Raw genomic sequence first — 18,694 nt, 5'->3', positions numbered from 1 at the left:
CCCGGGGGGCGGTTATGAACTGCTTTCCAGGTCCGGATTGTCTGTGGCCAGGATGTAACGATTGTCGTCCTAACCATGAGTACTATAAAGATTCCGTCATTCTCGGAGTTCCATGACCAGGCGCTGATGCGCAAGGGTGGTGAACAGACCCTGCAGGCATTGTTGCCAAAACTGCCGGAGCCTGGAGTGCTGGATGCAACCGGAGACGATCGTTACCTGTCCGAAGTGACCCGGTGCGTGTTCAAGGCCGGCTTTGTCTGGCGTGTTATCGAGAACAAATGGCCGGACTTCGAAGCTGCGTTCCACGGCTTTGTGCCGGCCTACTGGCAGCAGGTGCCGCCGGAAGTGCTGGAGGAACTGGCGGCTGATGAGCGCATCGTGCGCAACATGCAGAAAATCCGGACGGTGCCCGAGAATGCAAGGATGATCATGGACGCCGCGCGGGATCACGGCAGCTTCGGCAACTTCCTGGCCCAATGGCCCCATGACGATCAGGTCGGCCTGCTCATGTGGCTCAAACGCAACGGTGCCCGTCTGGGTGGTAATACCGCCCAGTACTTTCTCCGACGGGTTGGCTGGGACGGTTTCATTCTGTCCCGGGACGTGGTCACCGCACTGACTCGGGCTGGCATCCTGAACGCCTCGGCAACCAGCAGGAAAGGCTTGACGCAGGTACAGCAGGCGTTCAACCAGTGGCATCGGCAGACCGGTCTGCCGGTGAGTCACCTGTCCCGAATCGTGTCCTTTACAGTAGACAACTGAGCTTGCCTGAAAGGTACCTTGCCGTTTTCTGTCAGTCCATCCAGAGGCCGGGCCTTTTCGTTGTGAACTGGCGGACCTTCGCTGGCGGGCTGCAATCCGGTGCCATTTGATCCGGTCCGAGCAGCAGCCAGCGTTCACGGTGGGCAACGCCCAACTCTCTGCTGCCTTCCAGTGTAAAGCACTCCAGGTCCAGGTTGTCGGCGGTCAGTATGTAACGGTTGTCGCCCTCGCTCATCCATTTCCAGGCATTGCGCTCTTCTTCACGCAGCCCGCTGAAGAAGCTGAAATGCACGAAATCCAGTTTGGAGAACAGGATGAACTGTTCCCGGAAGTCGATCATGCCGAGTTGGGCGTCAGCGGGAAGTTGCTGTTCGGCAGCAGCCAGGATATTGCGTGGAGTGCGCAGGGGCTCAAGGATCCGGTAGCCCCAGGTGCTCAGCAGCATCCAGGTAGCCATCATCGCCACGAACAGGCGCCCCAACGCCCGTGAGCGCCAGAATCCGAACAGGCTGACCAGCCAGACCAGCCCGATGGAAAATACCAGCGTGCCGGCTTCGTGCAGACGCGCCGGGTCGCGGCTGTAGTCGCTGACCTTTTCCGCCAGCCTTGGGTGGTCGTTCCAGGCCAGCACACCAACCGTGATCAGGGCCAGAGCCAGAATCAAGTGTACGCCGGTCAGTAACGGTGGGAACCAGCCGGCGGGCCGTTGCGTGCTCAGCAGGGGCGCAAGACTCAGTGCGAGCATGGGCAGGGCCGGTAGCAGGTACACGCCCCGTTTGCCCGGGCTCAGGCTGAAGAACACAATCACCAGCGCAATCCAGACCAGTAGCACCGGAATTACAGGACGGTGGCGGAAGCTGTCGGTCAGGGGCCGCCATAGCGCCAGCAACAGTAGGGGCAGTGGAAACCACAGCGACGGAATCACGCTGGTGAGGTAGTAATACCAGGGCTGAAGATGCCCCCAGGAATCGGCGTAGCGCTCTCCGGTCTGCTTGAACAGGATGTTGTTCCGGTAAGCCAGCGCTTCGTCGGTGCCCAGCGCATTGACGTACAACACCATCGGAACCAGCCAGGCGGTAACAACCGCGAGCATGGCGGCTGGCCCGAGCGCGCTGCGCCAGGTCAACGTGTCGGCAAACAGGTTCCGGTCACGGAATTTCATGGCCGCGACAGGGATAAGCATCAGCGCTGGCAGGAATCCGACGCCCTTGGTGATAATCCCCAGGCCCATGAAGGTCCAGGCAGTGAAATACCAGCCCCAGGACGGACCGGTGAAAAAGTGTCTTAGCAGGCCATAGCAGGCCACCATGATCCAGCAGGCGACCATGGCATCGATCTGCGCCTTCTGGGCCTGGAGCAGGAACTGGGGTGCAAGTAACACCAGCATGACAGCGACGGCGCCGGTACGTTGGTTCCAGAGGCGGGTGCCGATATCAAAGACCAGCCCCAGGGTGAGCAGACTGCATAGGGCGTTCGGCAAGAGAAAGGCGACTTTCAGGTTGCCGGTGAGCCAGTAGAACAGGGCAATGCTCCACATGAAAACCGGTGGCTTGTCCGGGTAGAACTCGCCACCGCGCATGGGGATGAGCCACTGGCCCGAAGCCACCATCTCCCGGGCAACCTCGGCGAAGCGGGGTTCGTCGGCGGGCCAGGGCGAGCGGAGACCGATGCCGGTGAAAATCATGACTGCCGCGAAGCCCAAAAGCAAAAGCAAAAGCCGGTTTCGGGACTGATCGAACAGGTATGCCGGAAGGTGACGGACAAATGGTGATGCGGGCATGGTGCGTTCTCAGGACTGATCGGAAACGGAATTGGCGAGGGTGCGTGCCCTGTGGTTATGGTAGAGGAGAGCGCCAATCAACGAGGCAAGGATGAGCAGCACGACACTCAGTAACAGCTGGTATTGGTCGGCACTGCCAATGCCGGCACCGGCCAGGGCGAACACGAGCATTTGCGGGATGTAGCCAAGGGTGCTGCCAACCAGAAAGGGCGCAAAGCGGATACCGGAACAACCGGCAACGAGGTTGGTTACCAGGTTGCTCCCCACCGGCAACAACCGGACCATCAGTACTTTCATGAGGGTCTGGTCGCGGAATAGCTGGTCAAACTGACGCATGCGATGTCCAAAACGGCGTGTCAGGGATTCGCGCAGCAGCCATCGGGCAGTGAAGAAACAGCCAGCCGCACCGATCGCGGTTGCCAGGGACGATAGAATGGTGCCGTTGATGCCGCCCATGGCAAAGCCGAGCACAAACGCCAGCAGCTGGCGGGGTGCCCCGATTCCGGTAAATGCTGCACCAGCCAGGGTGACGACCAGGAGGCCGGTTATTCCTTGGCTGTGGAGATAACTGGCGACCTGGTTCTCGTTGGCCAGGAAGTCCAGCCAGCCGTAATGGATCGCCAGATAACTGACCAGTGCAAGCGCGGCAAAAAACAGCCATCGCGCCTGGTTGGGCATATCAGAGGCTCTCCGCGGTGGAAGCGACCGTATCAGCATCAGCAACCTGCGAAATGCCGGGCACCCTGGTTCGGTGCAGCAGCCACATCACTCCCAGCAGATCGAGAATGCCGGCCCAGGCCCGATTCCAGGCATTGTATTTCGAGGTGCCGGCTGTGCGGGGGCGATGATGGACCTCTACGACCGCGATCTCGCCACCGATTCCTCTCACCAGTGCTGGTATGAATCGATGGCCATGGTCAAACCAGGGCAGCCGGAGGAAGGTCTCCCGCGGGAACAGTTTGAGACCGCACCCGGTGTCCGGCACGCCATCATGCAGCAGGGCATCGCGAACGCGGTTGGCCAGTCGCGACTGGAAGCGTTTCCAGGCGGTATCCTTGCGGTTTATCCGGTAGCCTGCGATGCAGAAGTCGGGGTTCTTTATGGTATTCACCCTCTGGAGCAACGCTGGAATATCGGCGGGATCGTTCTGGCCATCGCCGTCCATGGTGGCGATGAGTGTGCCCCTGGCCCGGCGGATGCCGGTGGCCAGTGCGCCGCTCTGACCAACGCTTTGATCGTGACGAACCGTAACGAGTCGACCGCCAACCGACCGTGCGCTCCGCAGCGCGATATTCAGAGTCTGATCGCTGCTGCCATCATCCACCAGCACTACTTCAAAATCCGGGTAGTCGCGCATGACCCGGAAAATTTCGGCGATCAGTGCGGCTATATTGTCTTGTTCATCCTTGGCGGGAATGACCAGTGACAGTGTTCTTTCCTGACCCATACAGAGTTTCCCCTCGGCAGACAGAGCAGCAACAGGGCCGTCTATCCAACCCTGTTATTTCAGAGCCGGATTATCTGCCAGGAAGCTTAAACCAACCTTAAGACGTCCTGTTTCGAAGGGTGGGGCGGGCAGGGAGCCAGATGCTGACGCACAGTCCCGGGTGTCCGTCCGGCCGCCCGTTCAGGGTGAGTTGGCCACCGTGGAGTTCGGCAATTCGCCGGGCGATGGCCAACCCCAGTCCGGCGCCTCCCCCGAGTCGTTGGTCCAGGCGGACAAAGCGACTCAGGGCCCGTTCCCGTTCCTCCGGTGGAATACCCGGACCCTGATCGCACACGGTGATGTGGTAGCCGTCGCCGGAGGGGGCAAGTCGGGTTTCCACGACAGTGTGCTCGGGACTGTACTGGATGGCGTTGGCTAACAGGGATCGCATCAGGGTATTGATGAGGGCGCTGTGGCAACAGACCAGTGCCTGACTGGCGTCGTCCTGCAGCACCGGCTCGATATCCTTTTTCAGGGCCAGTGGCGCCACATCAGCAATGCTCTGCTCCAGGATAGCAGACAGGTTATGGTACTCGGGTGAAAAATCAGCCCCGGAATCAACGCGGTTCAGCAGCAGCATCTGCTCCACCAGGTGAACCATGCGATCCACCGACCGGATCAGGTCCCGATACTGCTCCGGGTTGTCCTCACAGGCTTTCTCCAGGTTCAGTCTGAGCGCCGTGAGTGGCGTGCGCAGCTCATGGGCGGCATCGGCCGAAAACCGGCGTTCCCGTTCCAGGGCCTGGTTGAGCCGTCGCAGCAAGCCGTTTACCGCCTGTACCAGCCCGGCTACTTCCTTTGGTGCCTGCCGATCATCCAGAGGGTGAATGTTCTCCGGCGCCATATTACGAACCGGCTTCTCCAGCTTTCTCAGGGGCTGGAAGCCGACCTGGATGGAGACAATTACCGCCATGGCCAGTAACGGCAGTACCACCAGAAATGGCAGTACATTACCCAGTGCGATCTCCTGACTCAGCTCATCCCTGACATCCTCCCTTTGGGCGGTGCGAATCCAGAAACCGGTGGCCGGATCCCGCAGGGTGAACGTGCGCCACTGATAACCCGTCACCTCCTGCCATGCGAACCCTGGCTCAAGACCTTGGGAATCGTTGGCGCGCAGGGTATCGAGGATGGGCTCCTTTTCGGGTGACCAGACTTCGAAAGCGATCTTCCGTTCATACTTGTGCCCCGCACCACCAGGAAGTATTTCGTCCTCTTCCTCATCGCCCCGGTAGACGCTTTCGGGAAGCTCCAGGGTTTTGGAGAGCGTGTGGGATAGCTGATCAACTGACTGTGTTGTTGACAGGTGCTCTACCAGACCCTGCACGATGCGGGTGCTCTGGGCCAGTTCGGCGTCAAACAGCTCCTCCAGTTGATGATCACTGACGTAGAATCCCCAGCCGGCCGCGATCAGGGTGATGAAAAAGACGGTGCTGGTGACGAGGATCGTGAGTTTGCGCGTCAGGCTCATTCGGTAGCCTCATGCGCAGCCGCTTCACTGTCCAGAAGGTACCCTACGCCCCGGACGGTACGGATGGTTTTCTTCCCGACCCGGCGACGGAGGTGGTGAACGTGCACCTCCAGCGCATTGCTCTCGGCACCATGCTCCCAGCCGTAAAGTTGCTCCTCCAGTCGCCGCCGTGTTGCGACCTGATCGGGATGGCGCATCAGGTAATGCAGAATCTGGAATTCGCTCCGGGGCAGGGTAACGGTGTCATTACCGACCTCGAGTTGGCCGGAATCGGTATACAGCGTCAGCCGGCCAACCTTGAGACCGGCAGTTCTGACGCCGCTGCCGCGCCGGGTGACCGCGCGGATCCGGGCTTTGAGCTCTGCCATGGCGAACGGTTTGGTGAGGTAATCGTCCGCGCCGGAGTTCAGTCCCTGCAATTTCTCATCCAGATCTGTGCGCGCCGTGAGAATGATCACGGGTGTCTCGATGCCCCGGTTACGGATGTTGCGCACGATATCCAGGCCATCGACTCGCGGCAGGGTCAGGTCGAGGATTGCGAGGTCAAAGTCCTCGTTCAGTAGCGCATTGAGGGCCTGCTGGCCATCATCCAGCCAGTCAACGGTGTTCTGGCCATCGCGAAGCATGTCCAGCATGGTATTGGCCAGCAGGTGGTCGTCTTCAATCAGCAGTATTCGCATTTAGCAGAAATCCGGTTGGTTTTCAGGTCCGTGGATGGCCTTAGCCTGGAGTGTAATCGATGCCGGCTCATTTGCTTGATCAGCAGAGTCCTCCGAAAGCGTCCGGACAACCGTATGCCACCGGATCTGACCTTACCACTCTGCCATTCAAGCATTATCCCGGTGAAACCTTAAGGCAGTCTTAAGGTTTCTGTCCCCGCGCCTTAAGGCTGACTTAAGGCTCCCTTTCTACTCTGGTAGTCGTGATTGAAGGGCCTCAGGGCCGTATTGCTGGAGAGCGCCTATGACAGACCCGCTGATGATGTCCACCTGTTGTTCCCCGGATTCGGGGGAGGTGGTTCCGGTCATCCGTTGTGCCGGTCGCTGGTTGAGTGAAATCCTTCCGGAAACGGCTATGGCTGATACCGTGGCCGGATTTATCCGCCGGCGGTTTCTGCACGCCTACGGCGCCGAACCCGCTCTGCGCATTCCGGCCCTGCTGGCCCTATCCACGGCGCAGGGTACCTTGCTGGCCGCAGTTGGAGTGCGCAATGCGGCTTTGGAACGCCTGTTTCTCGAGGATTACCTGTTGGTCCCGGTTGAGTCGGTAATGCCGGTTCCGGGTGTCGCCCGTCACAAGATCGCCGAGATCGCCCATCTGGCCGGTGTTGAGGCAGGAGTCAGCCGTTTCCTTTTTGCTTCCCTGTCGGTCTGGCTTGATAGCGCCGGATACGACTGGGTGGTGTGCACCGGCACTGATCAGTTGCGCAACAGTTTTCACCGGTTGGGAATTGCCACCGAAGTGCTGGCGGATGCGGATCCGTCCCGGCTGCCCGATCGGGGAGCCGGTTGGGGCCGTTACTACGACCACCATCCGGTGGTGATGGCGATCAAAGTTTCGGATGGCATATCAGCGCTTCGGGATGCCGGGTTGCTGCGGCTTGTTCAAACGGTAGACCGGCATGTTGCAGATGGTGACTCAACGTTGGGAGGCTGCTATGGCTGTACTGCCTGAATTGCTCCGGCGACAGGCGGCTGTCGATCCATCGCGCGTTGCCCTCCAGGGACCGGAGGCAGCCTTCAGTTATGCCCGGATGATGCAGTCGGCGCAGGCGCTGGCTGACCAGTTGAACCAGTTGGGCGTCAGGCGTGTCGGGCTGTGCGGCGATAACTCCCCGGCCTGGATCCTGGCGGATCTGGCTTGCCTTCTGGCGGACATTGTCTGCGTGCCGGTCCCGGTTTTTTTCTCTCCGTCCCAGACCGCACACCTGATCGAGAGGGCCGGGCTGGATTGTCTGCTGTCCTCTGAGAAGTGCCCTGACAGCGAGCACCTGGGCCATGGGGTCTGGTTCCGCCATCTGCCGGTGTCGGCCGCCAATGCATGGATGCCTGAGCGCACGGCCAAGATTACTTTTACCTCGGGTAGCACCGGCACACCCAAAGGTGTCTGTTTGTCAGCGGAACAGATGACGGCCACCACGCTGGCGCTGAAAGAGCGACTGGCAGACGTCGAGCTCACAGAGCATCTGTGCATCCTGCCGCTGGCGACTCTGCTCGAAAACATCGCAGGCGTGTACCTGCCGTTACTCATGGGCGGTACAGTGACCGTTGCACCTTTGCAAAGCCTGGGCATGACCGGCAGCAGCGGGCTTGATCTGGGTCGTCTGGTCGAGGGGATCAATCAATACCGGCCGCAGTCGCTGATCCTCGTACCGGAACTCGCCATGGCGCTGGTTAGCGCTGCAGAGGGCGGTCAGCTGAACAGGGCGCGATTCCGTTTTCTGGCTGTTGGTGGCGGTCGGGTCTCCTCCGAGTTGCTGACCCGGGGCTGCGCGGCCGGTCTGCCGCTTTTTGAGGGCTATGGCCTGTCCGAGTGCAGCTCGGTCGTTGCGCTGAATGTCCCCGGCCAGGAGAGCGCCGGGACGGTGGGAAAACCGCTGTCCCATGTCGACGTGCGCGTCGATGACGATGGCCACATTCTGGTACGGGGCAACACTCACCTCGGCTACCTGGGCGATGAGCCCGAGGGTGATGAGTGGCTTGATACAGGGGATCTGGGTGCGTTGGATCCGGCCGGTTTCCTGTCGGTCAATGGCCGCGCCAAGAACCTGTTGATCACCGGTTTCGGCCGTAATATCAGTCCGGAGTGGCTGGAGAGCGAACTTATCCAGGCGGTTGGCGCCCGCCAGGCCGTGGTGTTCGGAGACGGGGACCCGCATCCGTCCGCTTTGCTGGTCGTTCAGGATGGCCGCTCCCCGGACGAGCTTCGCTCTGCGCTGGCGGCAATCAATGCCAGCCTGCCCGACTATGCCCGGCTGGGGGCGGTGTACATCCGCCGCCAGCCCCTGACCCAGGCTACGGGCCACATGACCGGCAACGGTCGACCCGTGCGCCAGAAGATTCAGGCCGACCTGCCAACGCTGATGGCAGGTGCCTTTCCGATCTTCATGAATTTATCTGCAACCTCTTCAGCTCATCCAAACACGCCAGGAGACACTGTCATGACATTTTTCGATCGTCTGCAATCCGAAACCGCTGAAGCACGGGCCCATGTGACGGGCGCGCCGGTTATTGAAGCCATCCGCGAGGGCCGCTTCGATCTGACCGGCTACACCTGGTTCCTGACCCAGGCCTACCACCACGTCAAGCACACGGTGCCGTTGATGATGGCCTGCGGCAGCCGTCTGCCGGAGCGCCTGGAATTTGTCCGCAAGGCCCTGGTGGAATACATCGAGGAGGAATACGGCCACCACGAGTGGATCCTCAATGACCTCGAAGCCTGTGGCGAGGACAAGGAGGCGATCCGCAATGGTACCCCCGACACCTCCATCGAACTGATGGTCGCCTACCTGTATGACCGGATCCAGCGCGGCAACCCGGCGGCTTTCTTCGGCATGGTCCAAGTGCTGGAAGGTACCTCCATTGAGCTGGCCACGCCGCTGGGCGAAGCCATCCAGAAACAGCTGGGTCTGCCCGATGCGGCATTCAGCTACCTGTATTCCCACGGTGCGCTGGATCAGGAACACTTCGAGTTCTTCCGTAACCTGATGAACGAGATCACCGATCCGGATGACCAGCAGGCCATCATCGAGGCTGCCCGCATGGTGTACCGACTCTATGGTGACATGCTGCACAGCATTCCGCTCCCTGTCGGTCGCAAGGAGTCGCGCCATGAGGCTGCATGATCGGGTGTTCCTCCTGCTGGGAGGAACCGGAGGTATCGGCAAGGCGCTGGTGGACCCGCTGGTCCGGGCCGGCGCCAGGGTCATCGTCGCGTCCCGACAGCCGGACAGGCTGGGCCACCGGGAAGGGGTATCCGCGGTGCACCTGGATCTTGCCGCCCCGGACCTGGATCAGCAGCTGGAGCGCCTGAGCGACGCCTATCCGGATATCGATGGGGTTATTCACTGCGCGGGCCAGAACTGCTTTGCCGCTCTCGGAGCCATGGCCGTCAGTGAACTGGATGCCCAGCTGACCGTGAACCTGCGCTCTGCGATGCTGGTGGCGCGGCATTTTTCCCCCCGGTTCGAGAAGGACGGCTACGGAGCCCTGGTGTTTGTCGGCTCGACCTTCGGCAGCATCGGTTTCCCGGGCTATACCGCCTACTGTGCCAGCAAGTTCGGGCTGCGAGGCTTCACCGAGGCATTGCGCCGGGAGCTGGCGGATACGCCAGTGCAGGTGTTGTATGTCGCCCCACGGGCCACGGCAACCGACATGAACCCGGAACAGGTCAACGAACTGAACCGGGCGCTTGGCAATACCATGGATGCCCCCGAGGCAGTCGCTGCCGAGATTCTCAAGGCGATGGAAAACGACGATCGCCGGCGGTTCCTGGGCTGGCCGGAAAAACTGTTTGTGGTGATCAACGGCATCCTGCCACGGATCGTCGACAAGGCCATGTTGAAGCAACTGCCGGTGATTCGGCGTTTTCTGAATTCAGGAGTACTGTCATGAAGTGGATGATGTTTTTGCTTGCGTCGGTGATCGCAGCGCCACTCTGGGCGGGAGACATCGACTCCGACCTGGCCGGTATCCAGGCGCGCTGGGCGGAAATCCAGTACCAGTTGCCGGACGACAAAAAGGAAAAGGCCTTCGAGGACCTGGCCGGGCAGGCGCAGGGCTTTGTCGACGCCTATCCCAACCGCGCCGAACCCTTGATCTGGCAGGGCATCGTGCTCAGCACCTACGCCGGCGCCAAGGGCGGCCTGGGCGCTCTGGGTCTGGTCAAGGACGCCCGGAAATCTTTGGAAAAGGCTCTGGAAATTGATCCGGCAGCCCTGGAGGGATCGGCCTATACTTCCCTGGGCAGTCTGTATTACCAGGTGCCGGGCTGGCCCCTGGGGTTCGGAGATGATGACAAGGCCAGGCAGTACCTGCTCAGGGCCCTGAAGCTGAACCCGGACGGTATTGACCCCAATTATTTTTACGCTGACTTCCTGATTGAGCAGGATCAGCCGGAGCGGGCGAGGGAGTACCTGAACAAAGCTCTGAACGCGCCCGAACGACCGAGCCGTCCCCTCGCGGACTCAGGGCGCCGTCAGGAAATCCGGAGCAAGCTGGAGTCGCTGTGAACCGGAAATGAACAGGCCGGGCCTTCTCCCGGCCGGGTATCACGGAGGATACTGATAGAAGAAATTGGCATTTCACTCAATATTACCTTTTAATATATCCTTAGAATTAAATTTAAAGGATCGATGTTCGAGGTGAGTGTCATGAGCAATCCCGTCGTCCAGCATTTCTTCGACGAACCGACCAATACGTTCAGCTACGTGGTGCGTGATCCCGATAGTCAGGCGTGCGCAATCATGGACTCCGTCCTGGATTTCGATTATGCCGCCGGCCGCACGGATGTCCGCTCCGCGGACGAGATCATCCGCTATGTCCGGGATAACGACCTGACGGTGGAGTGGATCCTGGAGACCCACGTGCATGCCGATCACCTGTCTGCCGCGCCCTACCTGCACGAGAAGTTCGGTGGCAAGACCGGTATCGGCGAAAAGATCGTCGATGTCCAGGAGATCTTCGGCAAGGCCTTCAATGCCGGTACTGAATTTGCCCGGGACGGCAGCCAGTTCGATCGACTGTTCCGTGAGGGCGATACCTTCCGCATCGGCAACCTGGAAGGCCGGGTCCTGCACACTCCCGGCCACACCCCGGCCTGCCTGACCTACGTGATCGGCGATGCTGCTTTCGTCGGCGACACCCTGTTCATGCCGGATTTCGGCACAGCCCGCTGTGATTTCCCCGGCGGTGATGCCCGCACGCTGTACCGGTCCATCCAGAAAGTGCTGTCGCTGCCTCCGGAGACCCGGTTGTTCATGTGCCATGATTACGGTGCACCGGGCCGCGAAGAATTCCTGTTCCAGACCACCGTGGCCGAGGAGCGTGAAGCCAACATTCACGTCCACGAAGGGGTCAGTGAAGACGATTTCGTGAGGATGCGCACCGAGCGGGACGCCACCCTGGACATGCCACGGCTGATCCTGCCATCGGTGCAGGTCAACATGCGCGCCGGTCACATGCCGCCGGCCGAGGATAACGGGCAGGTTTACCTGAAAGTTCCGGTTAACCTGTTCTGAGTACTGCATGAATCAGATCAAGCGGTACCTGCCCATTCTGCAGTGGGCACCCAAGTATGGTCGTGATCAGGCCACCAGTGATCTGGTGGCCGCGGTCATCGTCACCGTCATGCTTATTCCCCAGTCCCTGGCCTATGCGCTGCTGGCGGGCCTTCCGGCCCAGGTGGGGCTTTACGCCAGTATCCTGCCGCTGGTGATCTACGCAGTGTTCGGCACCAGCCGGACCCTGTCGGTCGGCCCGGTGGCGGTAGCCTCGCTGATGACCGCCGCGGCCCTGGCGCCCATTGCCGAGGTAGGAACAGCTGCCTATGTCGCGGGTGCGGTGCTGCTGGCGGTGATGTCGGGCCTGATGCTGACCCTGATGGGTTTACTCCGACTGGGTTTCCTGGCCAACTTTCTGAGCCATCCCGTGATTTCCGGTTTTATCACCGCCTCCGGTATTGTCATTGCGGCCAGCCAGCTCAAACATATTTTCGGCATCCAGGCCTCCGGGCATAACCTGGTGGAGATCGTGGAGTCCCTGCTGGCCTCGATTGGCACCACCAACTTCCATACCCTGGCCATCGGTGTCGGTGCCCTGATGTTTCTGGTGGCGGCGCGCAAACATCTGAAACCGCTGCTGATGAAGCTGGGGATGCAGCCCAGGCTGGCGGATATCCTGACCAAAACGGCCCCGATTCTAGCGGTACTGGTGACTATGCTGGTGGCCTGGTACCTCCAGCTGGACCAGAAGGGTGTGCGCCTGGTGGGTGAGGTGCCTGCCGGGCTGCCGGAATTTACCATGCCTTCCCTGGACACCGGATTGTGGTCGCAACTGGCGGTCAGTGCCCTGCTGATCAGCATCGTGGGCTTTGTCGAGTCCGTATCGGTGGGCCAGACCCTGGCAGCGAAGCGCCGACAACGGATTGACCCGGATCAGGAGTTGATCGGACTCGGCACGGCGAATCTTGGTGCCGGATTATCGGGTGGCATGCCGGTAACCGGCGGCTTTTCCCGCTCCGTGGTCAACTTTGACGCCGGCGCGGAAACCCCGGCCGCCGGCGCCTACACCGCTGTCGGTATTGCCCTGGCGACCCTGTTTCTGACCCCGGCCATCGCCTGGCTACCCCAGGCAACCCTGGCGGCAACCATCATCGTGGCGGTGACCACCCTGATCGACCTGCCGGCCCTGTCCCGGACCTGGCGATACTCGCGCACGGATTTCGGTGCCATGCTGGCTACCATCCTGCTGACCCTTGTGCACAGTGTCGAGGCAGGTATCATCGCCGGCGTGGCGTTGTCCATCGGTCTGTTCCTGTACCGTACCAGCCGGCCGCACAGTGCCGTTGTGGGACGGGTTCCGGGCACCGAACATTTCCGCAACGTGCTGCGCCACGATGTCCAATTGTGCCCGAAAGTCACCTTTCTGCGGGTGGATGAAAGCCTGTATTTCGCCAATGCCAGGTTCCTGGAGGAAACGGTCATGGATTTGGTGACCCGGGAACCCGAACTCAGGGAGCTGGTACTGGTGTGCCCGGCGGTGAACCTCATTGATGCCTCGGCTCTGGAAAGCCTTGAGGCCATTAACGAGCGGTTGAAAGATGCGGGTGTGCGGCTGCACCTGTCCGAGGTCAAGGGCCCGGTCATGGACCGGCTCAGGGACACGGAATTCCTCACCCACCTCGGTGGTGAGGTATTCCTGAGCACCTTCGATGCCTGGACCACGCTTACCAATCACCGGCAACCGGTGGCACAGACTGCCTGAATCAAGCCCGCCTTGGTAACAGGGCGGACTTACCCGTTATCATTGTCCCAGTGTCTGTCCTGAACTGACTGTCCGGGGATGTGGTTGCCATGGGGATGACGGAAAACCTGTTATCGACCGGCCAGTGGCTGGTGACCGCAGTGCTGTTTCTGCTGATCCTGCTGGCGGCTGCCCGCACTGTCGATTGGAGGGCTTTCCGGAAGGATAACGCCCTCCAGCATTCCTTCTTCGGGGCGGCCGTGGCGTTGGGGTTCCTGTGGCAACTGAGGGCCGGAATCTCGCCCGGTCTCGCGATCCATATCTTCGGCATCACCGTCATCACCCTGATGCTGGGTTGGGCGCTGGCGGTGTTCAGTGGGCTGCTGGCGTTAGTAATCACGGTCATCACCGGGCGAGAGCCCGCGATGATGTTCGCGGCCAATGGGCTGGTGACTGTCATGGTGCCGGCACTGGTTAGCCATGCCATCATGGTGTGGGAACGCCGCCGCAACTTCAGCAATTTCTTCGCCTATATCTTTTTCTGCGGGTTTTTCGGGGCCGGGCTGGCGGTGGCTGCGGCCGGAGTCGTAATGTGCCTGATGCTTTGGTCCAGCGGGGTTTATACCTTTGACGAGCTGATCCACGAGTACCTCCGCTACCTGCCCCTGATCATGCTGCCGGAAGGCTTCGTCAACGGCACCTTCGTGACTGGCCTGATGGTGTTCCACCCGGACCGGCTCACGACCCTGGATCAGCGCCGCTATCGGCCCTAGATGCCCTCATTCTGGACGAGCCGGTCCAGCTCCGGTCGTTTCCGGGCGTGCCAGCCGCGGGCCCATTTCAGGACCTCTCCGGCCGGTATGGGTGGGGCAACGCCATAACCCTGAATCTGGTTGCAGCCCATACGGGAAAGGGTTCGGGCCTGGTCTCCGGTTTCCACCCCTTCGGCGAGTACCAGATGCTCGAAGCGCTGGGCCAGGAAGATCACGCTTTCGACGATTGCCTTGTCACTGGGACTGTCCATCATGTTGCGAACGAAACTCCGGTCGATCTTGATCATGTCGATGGGTAAGGTTCGCAGATAGCTCAGGGAGGAAAACCCGGTGCCAAAGTCATCCAGTGCCACCTGCAGGCCGAGCGCCCGGCACCGTGTCAGTACGTGATTGGCTTGCTTGGTATCCTCCAGTGCGGTTGACTCCAGCACTTCCAGGGTGACCCGGGCCGGGTCCAGCTCCGGGTGGCTGTGCAGGTAGCTCTCCAGGTAGTCGGCAAAACCACGGTCCAGTAGGTGCCGGGCGGTGATATTGATGCTGACGGTCAGGTTCTCGCCCGCCTGCTGCCAGGTATTCAGCTGGTGGATGGCTTCCTTCAGGACCCACTGGCCCAGGGGCACTTCCAGGTGGCTGTTCTCGACATAAGGCAGGAACTCCCCCGGGCTGACCAGTCCCGATTCGGGCCGATTCCAGCGGATCAGGGCCTCGAACCCGGCCAGGGAATAATCCGACATCCGGACCTGAGGCTGGAAGAACAGCTCGAATTCCTGGTTTTCCAGGGCCCGGGTGAGCTCCATCAGGTGTTGCCGGCGCTTTTGCCGGTGCTGATCAAGGTCCGGATCGAAGAAATGGAACTGGTTGCGGCCTTTTTCCTTGGCCGAATACATGGCCTGGTCGGCGTGCCGGATCAGGCCTTCGGCATCGGCCTGGTCTTCTGGATAACGGTTGATTCCCAGGCTTGCGGTCAGTTTAACCTGCTCGCCCCCGACGGCTACCGGCTCGCCGATGACGGACAGAATTCGGTGGTAAACCGCGTTGGTATCGTCGCTCTGCAACAGCAGGACGAATTCATCGCCGCCCACCCGGGCAACGGTATCGCCGCTGCGCAGGGTGTGGGTCAGCCGCTCGGCGAGGGTGCGTAATACCTGATCGCCGGCGCCGTGGCCAAGGCGGTCGTTGATTACTTTGAACCCGTCCAGGTCCAGGCAGCACACCGACAGCCGCCGGCCGTGGCGCTCGGCATGGCTGCAGGCCGAACGCAGACGCTCCTCGAGTAGCTGACGGTTGGGTAGCCCGGTCAGATCATCGTAGTTGGCGGCCCGGTCCAGTTCTCGCGCGTGATTCTTCAGGGCCGTAATGTCCGAAAAGGCTGCCACGTGATAGTACTTCCCGGGTTCTTCAAGGTGGACCCGGCTGATGGACAGCAGTTCGATGAACTCCTCGCCGCTCTTGCGTCGGTTCCAGATCTCACCCCGCCAGTGGTCGGTCTTTTCGATGGACCGCCACATGGATCGGTAGTACTCCTTCGAATGCCGGCCGGAGCTGAGAACGGTCGGGTTCAGGCCCAGGACTTCATCCCGACTGTAGCCGGTGATCCGGGAGAACGCAGGATTGACGTCGAGGATGCGGTTGTTGTGGTCAGTGATGATGATCGCTTCGTGGCTGCGGTCAAAGACACTGGCGGCGATCCGGAGCCCGCGCTCGCTGTGCTTGCGGTCGGAAATGTTATTCTGGATCACGATATAACCCGGGGCGACTCCCTGATCCCTGCCGATCGGTACGCAATAGCTGTGGACCCAGTAAGGGGTTCCGGACCGAGTGTAGTGCAGGATGTCTTGTGCAAAGGTATCGCCCCGGTGCAGGTGGCGGTTGATCCGGGCAATGGTCTCGGGATCGGTGTCCCGCCCATACAGCACGTCTCTGGGGTGCTTGCCCCGGATGTCGGCCAGCAGGTGGCCGGTGTGTTGCTCGAAGCTGGGGTTCACCCACTCGATGGTGCCGGCTTCGTCCAGAAACAGGACCAGGTTGGGGGTGGTGGCGGCCACCAGGGCCAGGCGTTCGGCATCAATACCCGTCGGGGGTTCCAGAGCATCCGTCATGTTTGGCATTTGGCAGTATTTGCTTGTCTGGCTGATTGATTATGAATACGCCTCCCTGTGACCTTCCTTCGCAAGTGTAGCAATACCGAATATGAAAGCTTCGGACACCCGACTGGATCAATCCGGGAGCATACCCGGCAGGTTGACCGGAAATTGCAAATTACGGTGCAAAGACTAGTGTCCCGTCTGGCTAATTCGTTAACCTACTGCGTGACGCTGAGGCTTCTGGCCAAGGCGACTGTCCGCAGGTGTGGTGGTTCCACATCAAGGGCAGGCAACACCGGCCAGAAGCCTCAGCGTTGCGCCCTTCGGGAGCCACTGAGAGCTTTGATAGCCGCGTTGCGCTGTCTCGATTTGGAACCACCAAACCTTCGCCACCGCGCCTAGCTCTCAAAGCTCTCAGTGGCTCAGTAGGTTAACGAATTAGCCAGACGGGACACTAGGGATGCTACCTGAAACTGAGGCCATTGGCACTGCCGCCCGCCGAAGCCCAATTGACGAAAGTCAAGTTTGATGTCGATTTACATCTGATGGTCAACTGCGCCAGCGGGAATGTTTCTGCAGTTTGCGCTGAAGGGTGCGCCGGTGCATGTTCAGGGCGCGGGCGGTGGCCGAAATATTGCCGTCGTGCTCATTGAGTACCCGCTGAATATGCTCCCACTCCATTTCTTCCACCGACGGAGGTTCCGGGCGTAACTCTGGTGGCGCGTCCAGTGGCTCGAAGCCGGTGACGAGCTGGTTTACGGTAACCGGCTTGCACAGGTAGTTGATGGCCCCCCGGCGCACGGCTTCAACCGCAGTGGCTATGCTGCCATAGCCAGTCAGAACCAGTATCTCCAGGTCCGGCCTGCGGGCCAATAGCTCTGGCAGTAACTGCAGACCGCTCTCGCCGGCCAGGTTGAGATCCAGCACGCAACGTCCGAAATCCCTTGCCTCGATCAGCGCCAGGGCTTCGGCCCCGGCGGTGGCAGGTACGGCCTCTATGTCCTGGCGTGCCAAGGAACGTTGCAGTATCTGAAGAAAGGCTGCGTCATCGTCCACAATCAACCAGAGGTTCTGTTGGCACATGCGCTGTCTCCGTTCAAGTTCGCTTCCGGCAGATCAATGACCATGGTAGTACCATTGTCATCGGCCCTGGCCCTGAGCGTGCCGCCCAGGCGCTGGATGGTGGCATTGGACAGGAACAGGCCGACACCGAGCCCGTTTCTGGAATCCACGATTTCCTCCCCCGGTGCGCCCTCAAAGGCAGCCTCCAGACCTTCGCCGTGATCCTCTACAACAATCTCGATCCGGCCGGGAGCACCGGGACGGGCTGCCACGCCAACCCAGGCCGGACTGGCGGTCAGGGCGTTGGCAAGAAGATTCAGCACCGCCTGGTCCAGGGTGGCGTCCACGGCCACCGGTACTTTCGGAAATGGTTGCCGCCAGTGGATCGGTCCGGAGGGCCATAGCAGAGTGGCGGATTCCCTCAGGCGCAACAGCCAGTTCTCCACCGTCAGTGTCTCTTGTTGCGCGGACCTGGCCTCCACCGCTGCCCGGGTGAGTTGCTGGAGATGCCGGCTGCACAGCTGAATCTGCTGTTCCATGGTGTCCAGGTCTTCCTGCAGCGCCCCGGAATCCGGGGCGGGACCGTTGTGACCGGTTTCCGAACGGATCTCGTCAAGCAGCAGTGTCATGGTGTTCAATGGCGTGCCCAGCCGGTGTCCCACAGCGGCGGCGGACAGGCCAAGCGCGATGATCTGTTCATCCCGAAGCCGGTTTTCCCGGAACTCTGCCAGCTGCAGTTGCTGGCTGCGAAGCCGCCGGGCCAGGGTGCCAACCACCAGTAACAGGATGGCCGCTGTGAGGGCAAAGGTTGCCCACATGCCAACCAGGTGTAATTGGGCCAAGTTGTCATTGTGTTGGCTGTGGGAAATCGGGGTGTGCCAGAGCACCAGTGCCGTGTAGGTGGCAATGCCACTGGCGGTAATGGCGATGCTCTGGCGTAGGGGGACCAGGATGATGGCCACCGCAATGGGAAGCAGCAGCAGGGAAACCAGGGGGTTGGTGTAGCCGCCGGTCAGGAACAGCCAACCGCCAATCAGGGCAATATCCGCCAGTAACCCGGCACTGACCGCCAGGGTGGAAGCCGGTGGTCTGCGGATAAACCAGAGCCATCCCAAGGTGGCGAGTACCCCGTAACCGAGGCACAGCAACAGGGCCTCGGCCTCGTGCGCCAGGGTAATCATGGTTTCCGCAACGGCGAGTGCAACCAGCTGGATCGCAACGATGGCCAACCGCATGGCGAGCAGGTAGCGGGCTGCCTGGCGGATACCGGTCTGAGAGTGTGTGAGCCATTCCATGATCGGAATTCTACCAACAG

Annotated in this window: 16 protein-coding genes; 8 read left to right on the top strand and 8 right to left on the bottom strand. The window is 60.8% G+C overall.

Annotation, left to right across the window (positions count from 1 at the left end):
• Positions 1–75: 75 nt before the first annotated feature.
• Complete coding sequence (locus R6W86_RS15160) at positions 76–762, top strand: DNA-3-methyladenine glycosylase I (RefSeq protein ID WP_410330197.1); 687 nt, start codon at positions 76–78, stop codon at positions 760–762.
• A 31-nt stretch (positions 763–793) separates the two neighbouring features.
• Here the strand turns inward: R6W86_RS15160 and R6W86_RS15155 are convergent, their stop codons facing one another.
• From R6W86_RS15155 to R6W86_RS15135, 5 genes are all read right to left on the bottom strand, one after another.
• Complete coding sequence (locus tag R6W86_RS15155; protein WP_410330196.1) at positions 794–2,542, bottom strand: ArnT family glycosyltransferase; 1,749 nt, start codon at positions 2,540–2,542, stop codon at positions 794–796.
• A 9-nt stretch (positions 2,543–2,551) separates the two neighbouring features.
• Positions 2,552–3,220: a TVP38/TMEM64 family protein gene (locus R6W86_RS15150; RefSeq protein ID WP_410330195.1), complete on the bottom strand. Its 669-nt coding sequence runs from the start codon at positions 3,218–3,220 to the stop codon at positions 2,552–2,554.
• Position 3,221: 1 nt separating this feature from the next.
• Positions 3,222–3,989 (bottom strand): glycosyltransferase family 2 protein, encoded by a 768-nt coding sequence (locus R6W86_RS15145; protein ID WP_410330194.1) that lies wholly within the window; start codon positions 3,987–3,989, stop codon positions 3,222–3,224.
• 97 nt (positions 3,990–4,086) lie between these two features.
• Positions 4,087–5,499, bottom strand: a complete 1,413-nt coding sequence (locus tag R6W86_RS15140) for an ATP-binding protein (RefSeq protein WP_410330193.1) — start codon at positions 5,497–5,499, stop codon at positions 4,087–4,089.
• The gene (locus R6W86_RS15135) at positions 5,496–6,179 is read right to left on the bottom strand and encodes a response regulator transcription factor (protein ID WP_410330192.1); all 684 of its coding nucleotides are present in this window, start codon (positions 6,177–6,179) and stop codon (positions 5,496–5,498) included. Before R6W86_RS15135 ends, R6W86_RS15140 begins: the two co-directional genes overlap by 4 nt.
• Before the next feature lie 283 nt (positions 6,180–6,462).
• Between R6W86_RS15135 and R6W86_RS15130 the strand changes: the two genes are divergently transcribed.
• The 7 genes from R6W86_RS15130 to R6W86_RS15100 all read left to right on the top strand — a co-directional run bounded on the left by R6W86_RS15130 (position 6,463) and on the right by R6W86_RS15100 (position 14,233).
• Positions 6,463–7,173, top strand: coding sequence for a thermostable hemolysin (locus tag R6W86_RS15130; protein ID WP_410330191.1), 711 nt, complete (start codon positions 6,463–6,465; stop codon positions 7,171–7,173).
• Entirely contained in the window at positions 7,157–9,343 is a 2,187-nt protein-coding gene (locus tag R6W86_RS15125) for an AMP-binding protein (protein WP_410330190.1), read from the top strand. The genes R6W86_RS15130 and R6W86_RS15125 overlap by 17 nt, the downstream gene beginning before the upstream one ends.
• Positions 9,330–10,112: an SDR family oxidoreductase gene (locus R6W86_RS15120; RefSeq protein WP_410330189.1), complete on the top strand. Its 783-nt coding sequence runs from the start codon at positions 9,330–9,332 to the stop codon at positions 10,110–10,112. The genes R6W86_RS15125 and R6W86_RS15120 overlap by 14 nt, the downstream gene beginning before the upstream one ends.
• The gene (locus R6W86_RS15115; RefSeq protein ID WP_410330188.1) at positions 10,109–10,729 is read left to right on the top strand and encodes a tetratricopeptide repeat protein; all 621 of its coding nucleotides are present in this window, start codon (positions 10,109–10,111) and stop codon (positions 10,727–10,729) included. The genes R6W86_RS15120 and R6W86_RS15115 overlap by 4 nt, the downstream gene beginning before the upstream one ends.
• A gap of 141 nt (positions 10,730–10,870) precedes the next feature.
• On the top strand, positions 10,871–11,737 hold the full coding sequence (locus R6W86_RS15110; RefSeq protein WP_410330187.1) for an MBL fold metallo-hydrolase: 867 nt from the start codon (positions 10,871–10,873) through the stop codon (positions 11,735–11,737).
• A gap of 7 nt (positions 11,738–11,744) precedes the next feature.
• Positions 11,745–13,481, top strand: a complete 1,737-nt coding sequence (locus tag R6W86_RS15105; RefSeq protein WP_410330186.1) for a SulP family inorganic anion transporter — start codon at positions 11,745–11,747, stop codon at positions 13,479–13,481.
• An 89-nt stretch (positions 13,482–13,570) separates the two neighbouring features.
• Positions 13,571–14,233: an energy-coupling factor ABC transporter permease gene (locus tag R6W86_RS15100; RefSeq protein ID WP_410330185.1), complete on the top strand. Its 663-nt coding sequence runs from the start codon at positions 13,571–13,573 to the stop codon at positions 14,231–14,233.
• On the opposite strand, the gene R6W86_RS15095 is transcribed toward R6W86_RS15100, so the two are convergent.
• The 3 genes from R6W86_RS15095 to R6W86_RS15085 form a co-directional block, all read right to left on the bottom strand.
• Entirely contained in the window at positions 14,230–16,341 is a 2,112-nt protein-coding gene (locus tag R6W86_RS15095) for a putative bifunctional diguanylate cyclase/phosphodiesterase (RefSeq protein WP_410330184.1), read from the bottom strand. The genes R6W86_RS15100 and R6W86_RS15095 overlap by 4 nt on opposite strands.
• Before the next feature lie 525 nt (positions 16,342–16,866).
• The gene (locus tag R6W86_RS15090) at positions 16,867–17,400 is read right to left on the bottom strand and encodes a response regulator transcription factor (protein ID WP_410330183.1); all 534 of its coding nucleotides are present in this window, start codon (positions 17,398–17,400) and stop codon (positions 16,867–16,869) included.
• Positions 17,376–18,674, bottom strand: a complete 1,299-nt coding sequence (locus tag R6W86_RS15085; protein WP_410330182.1) for a sensor histidine kinase — start codon at positions 18,672–18,674, stop codon at positions 17,376–17,378. Before R6W86_RS15085 ends, R6W86_RS15090 begins: the two co-directional genes overlap by 25 nt.
• Between the last annotated feature and the right edge of the window lie 20 nt (positions 18,675–18,694).

The sequence above is a fragment of the Marinobacter sp. genome (assembly GCF_046484525.1).
Lineage (GTDB): Bacteria > Pseudomonadota > Gammaproteobacteria > Pseudomonadales > Oleiphilaceae > Marinobacter.
This window is presented reverse-complemented; position numbering and strand designations above follow the sequence as displayed.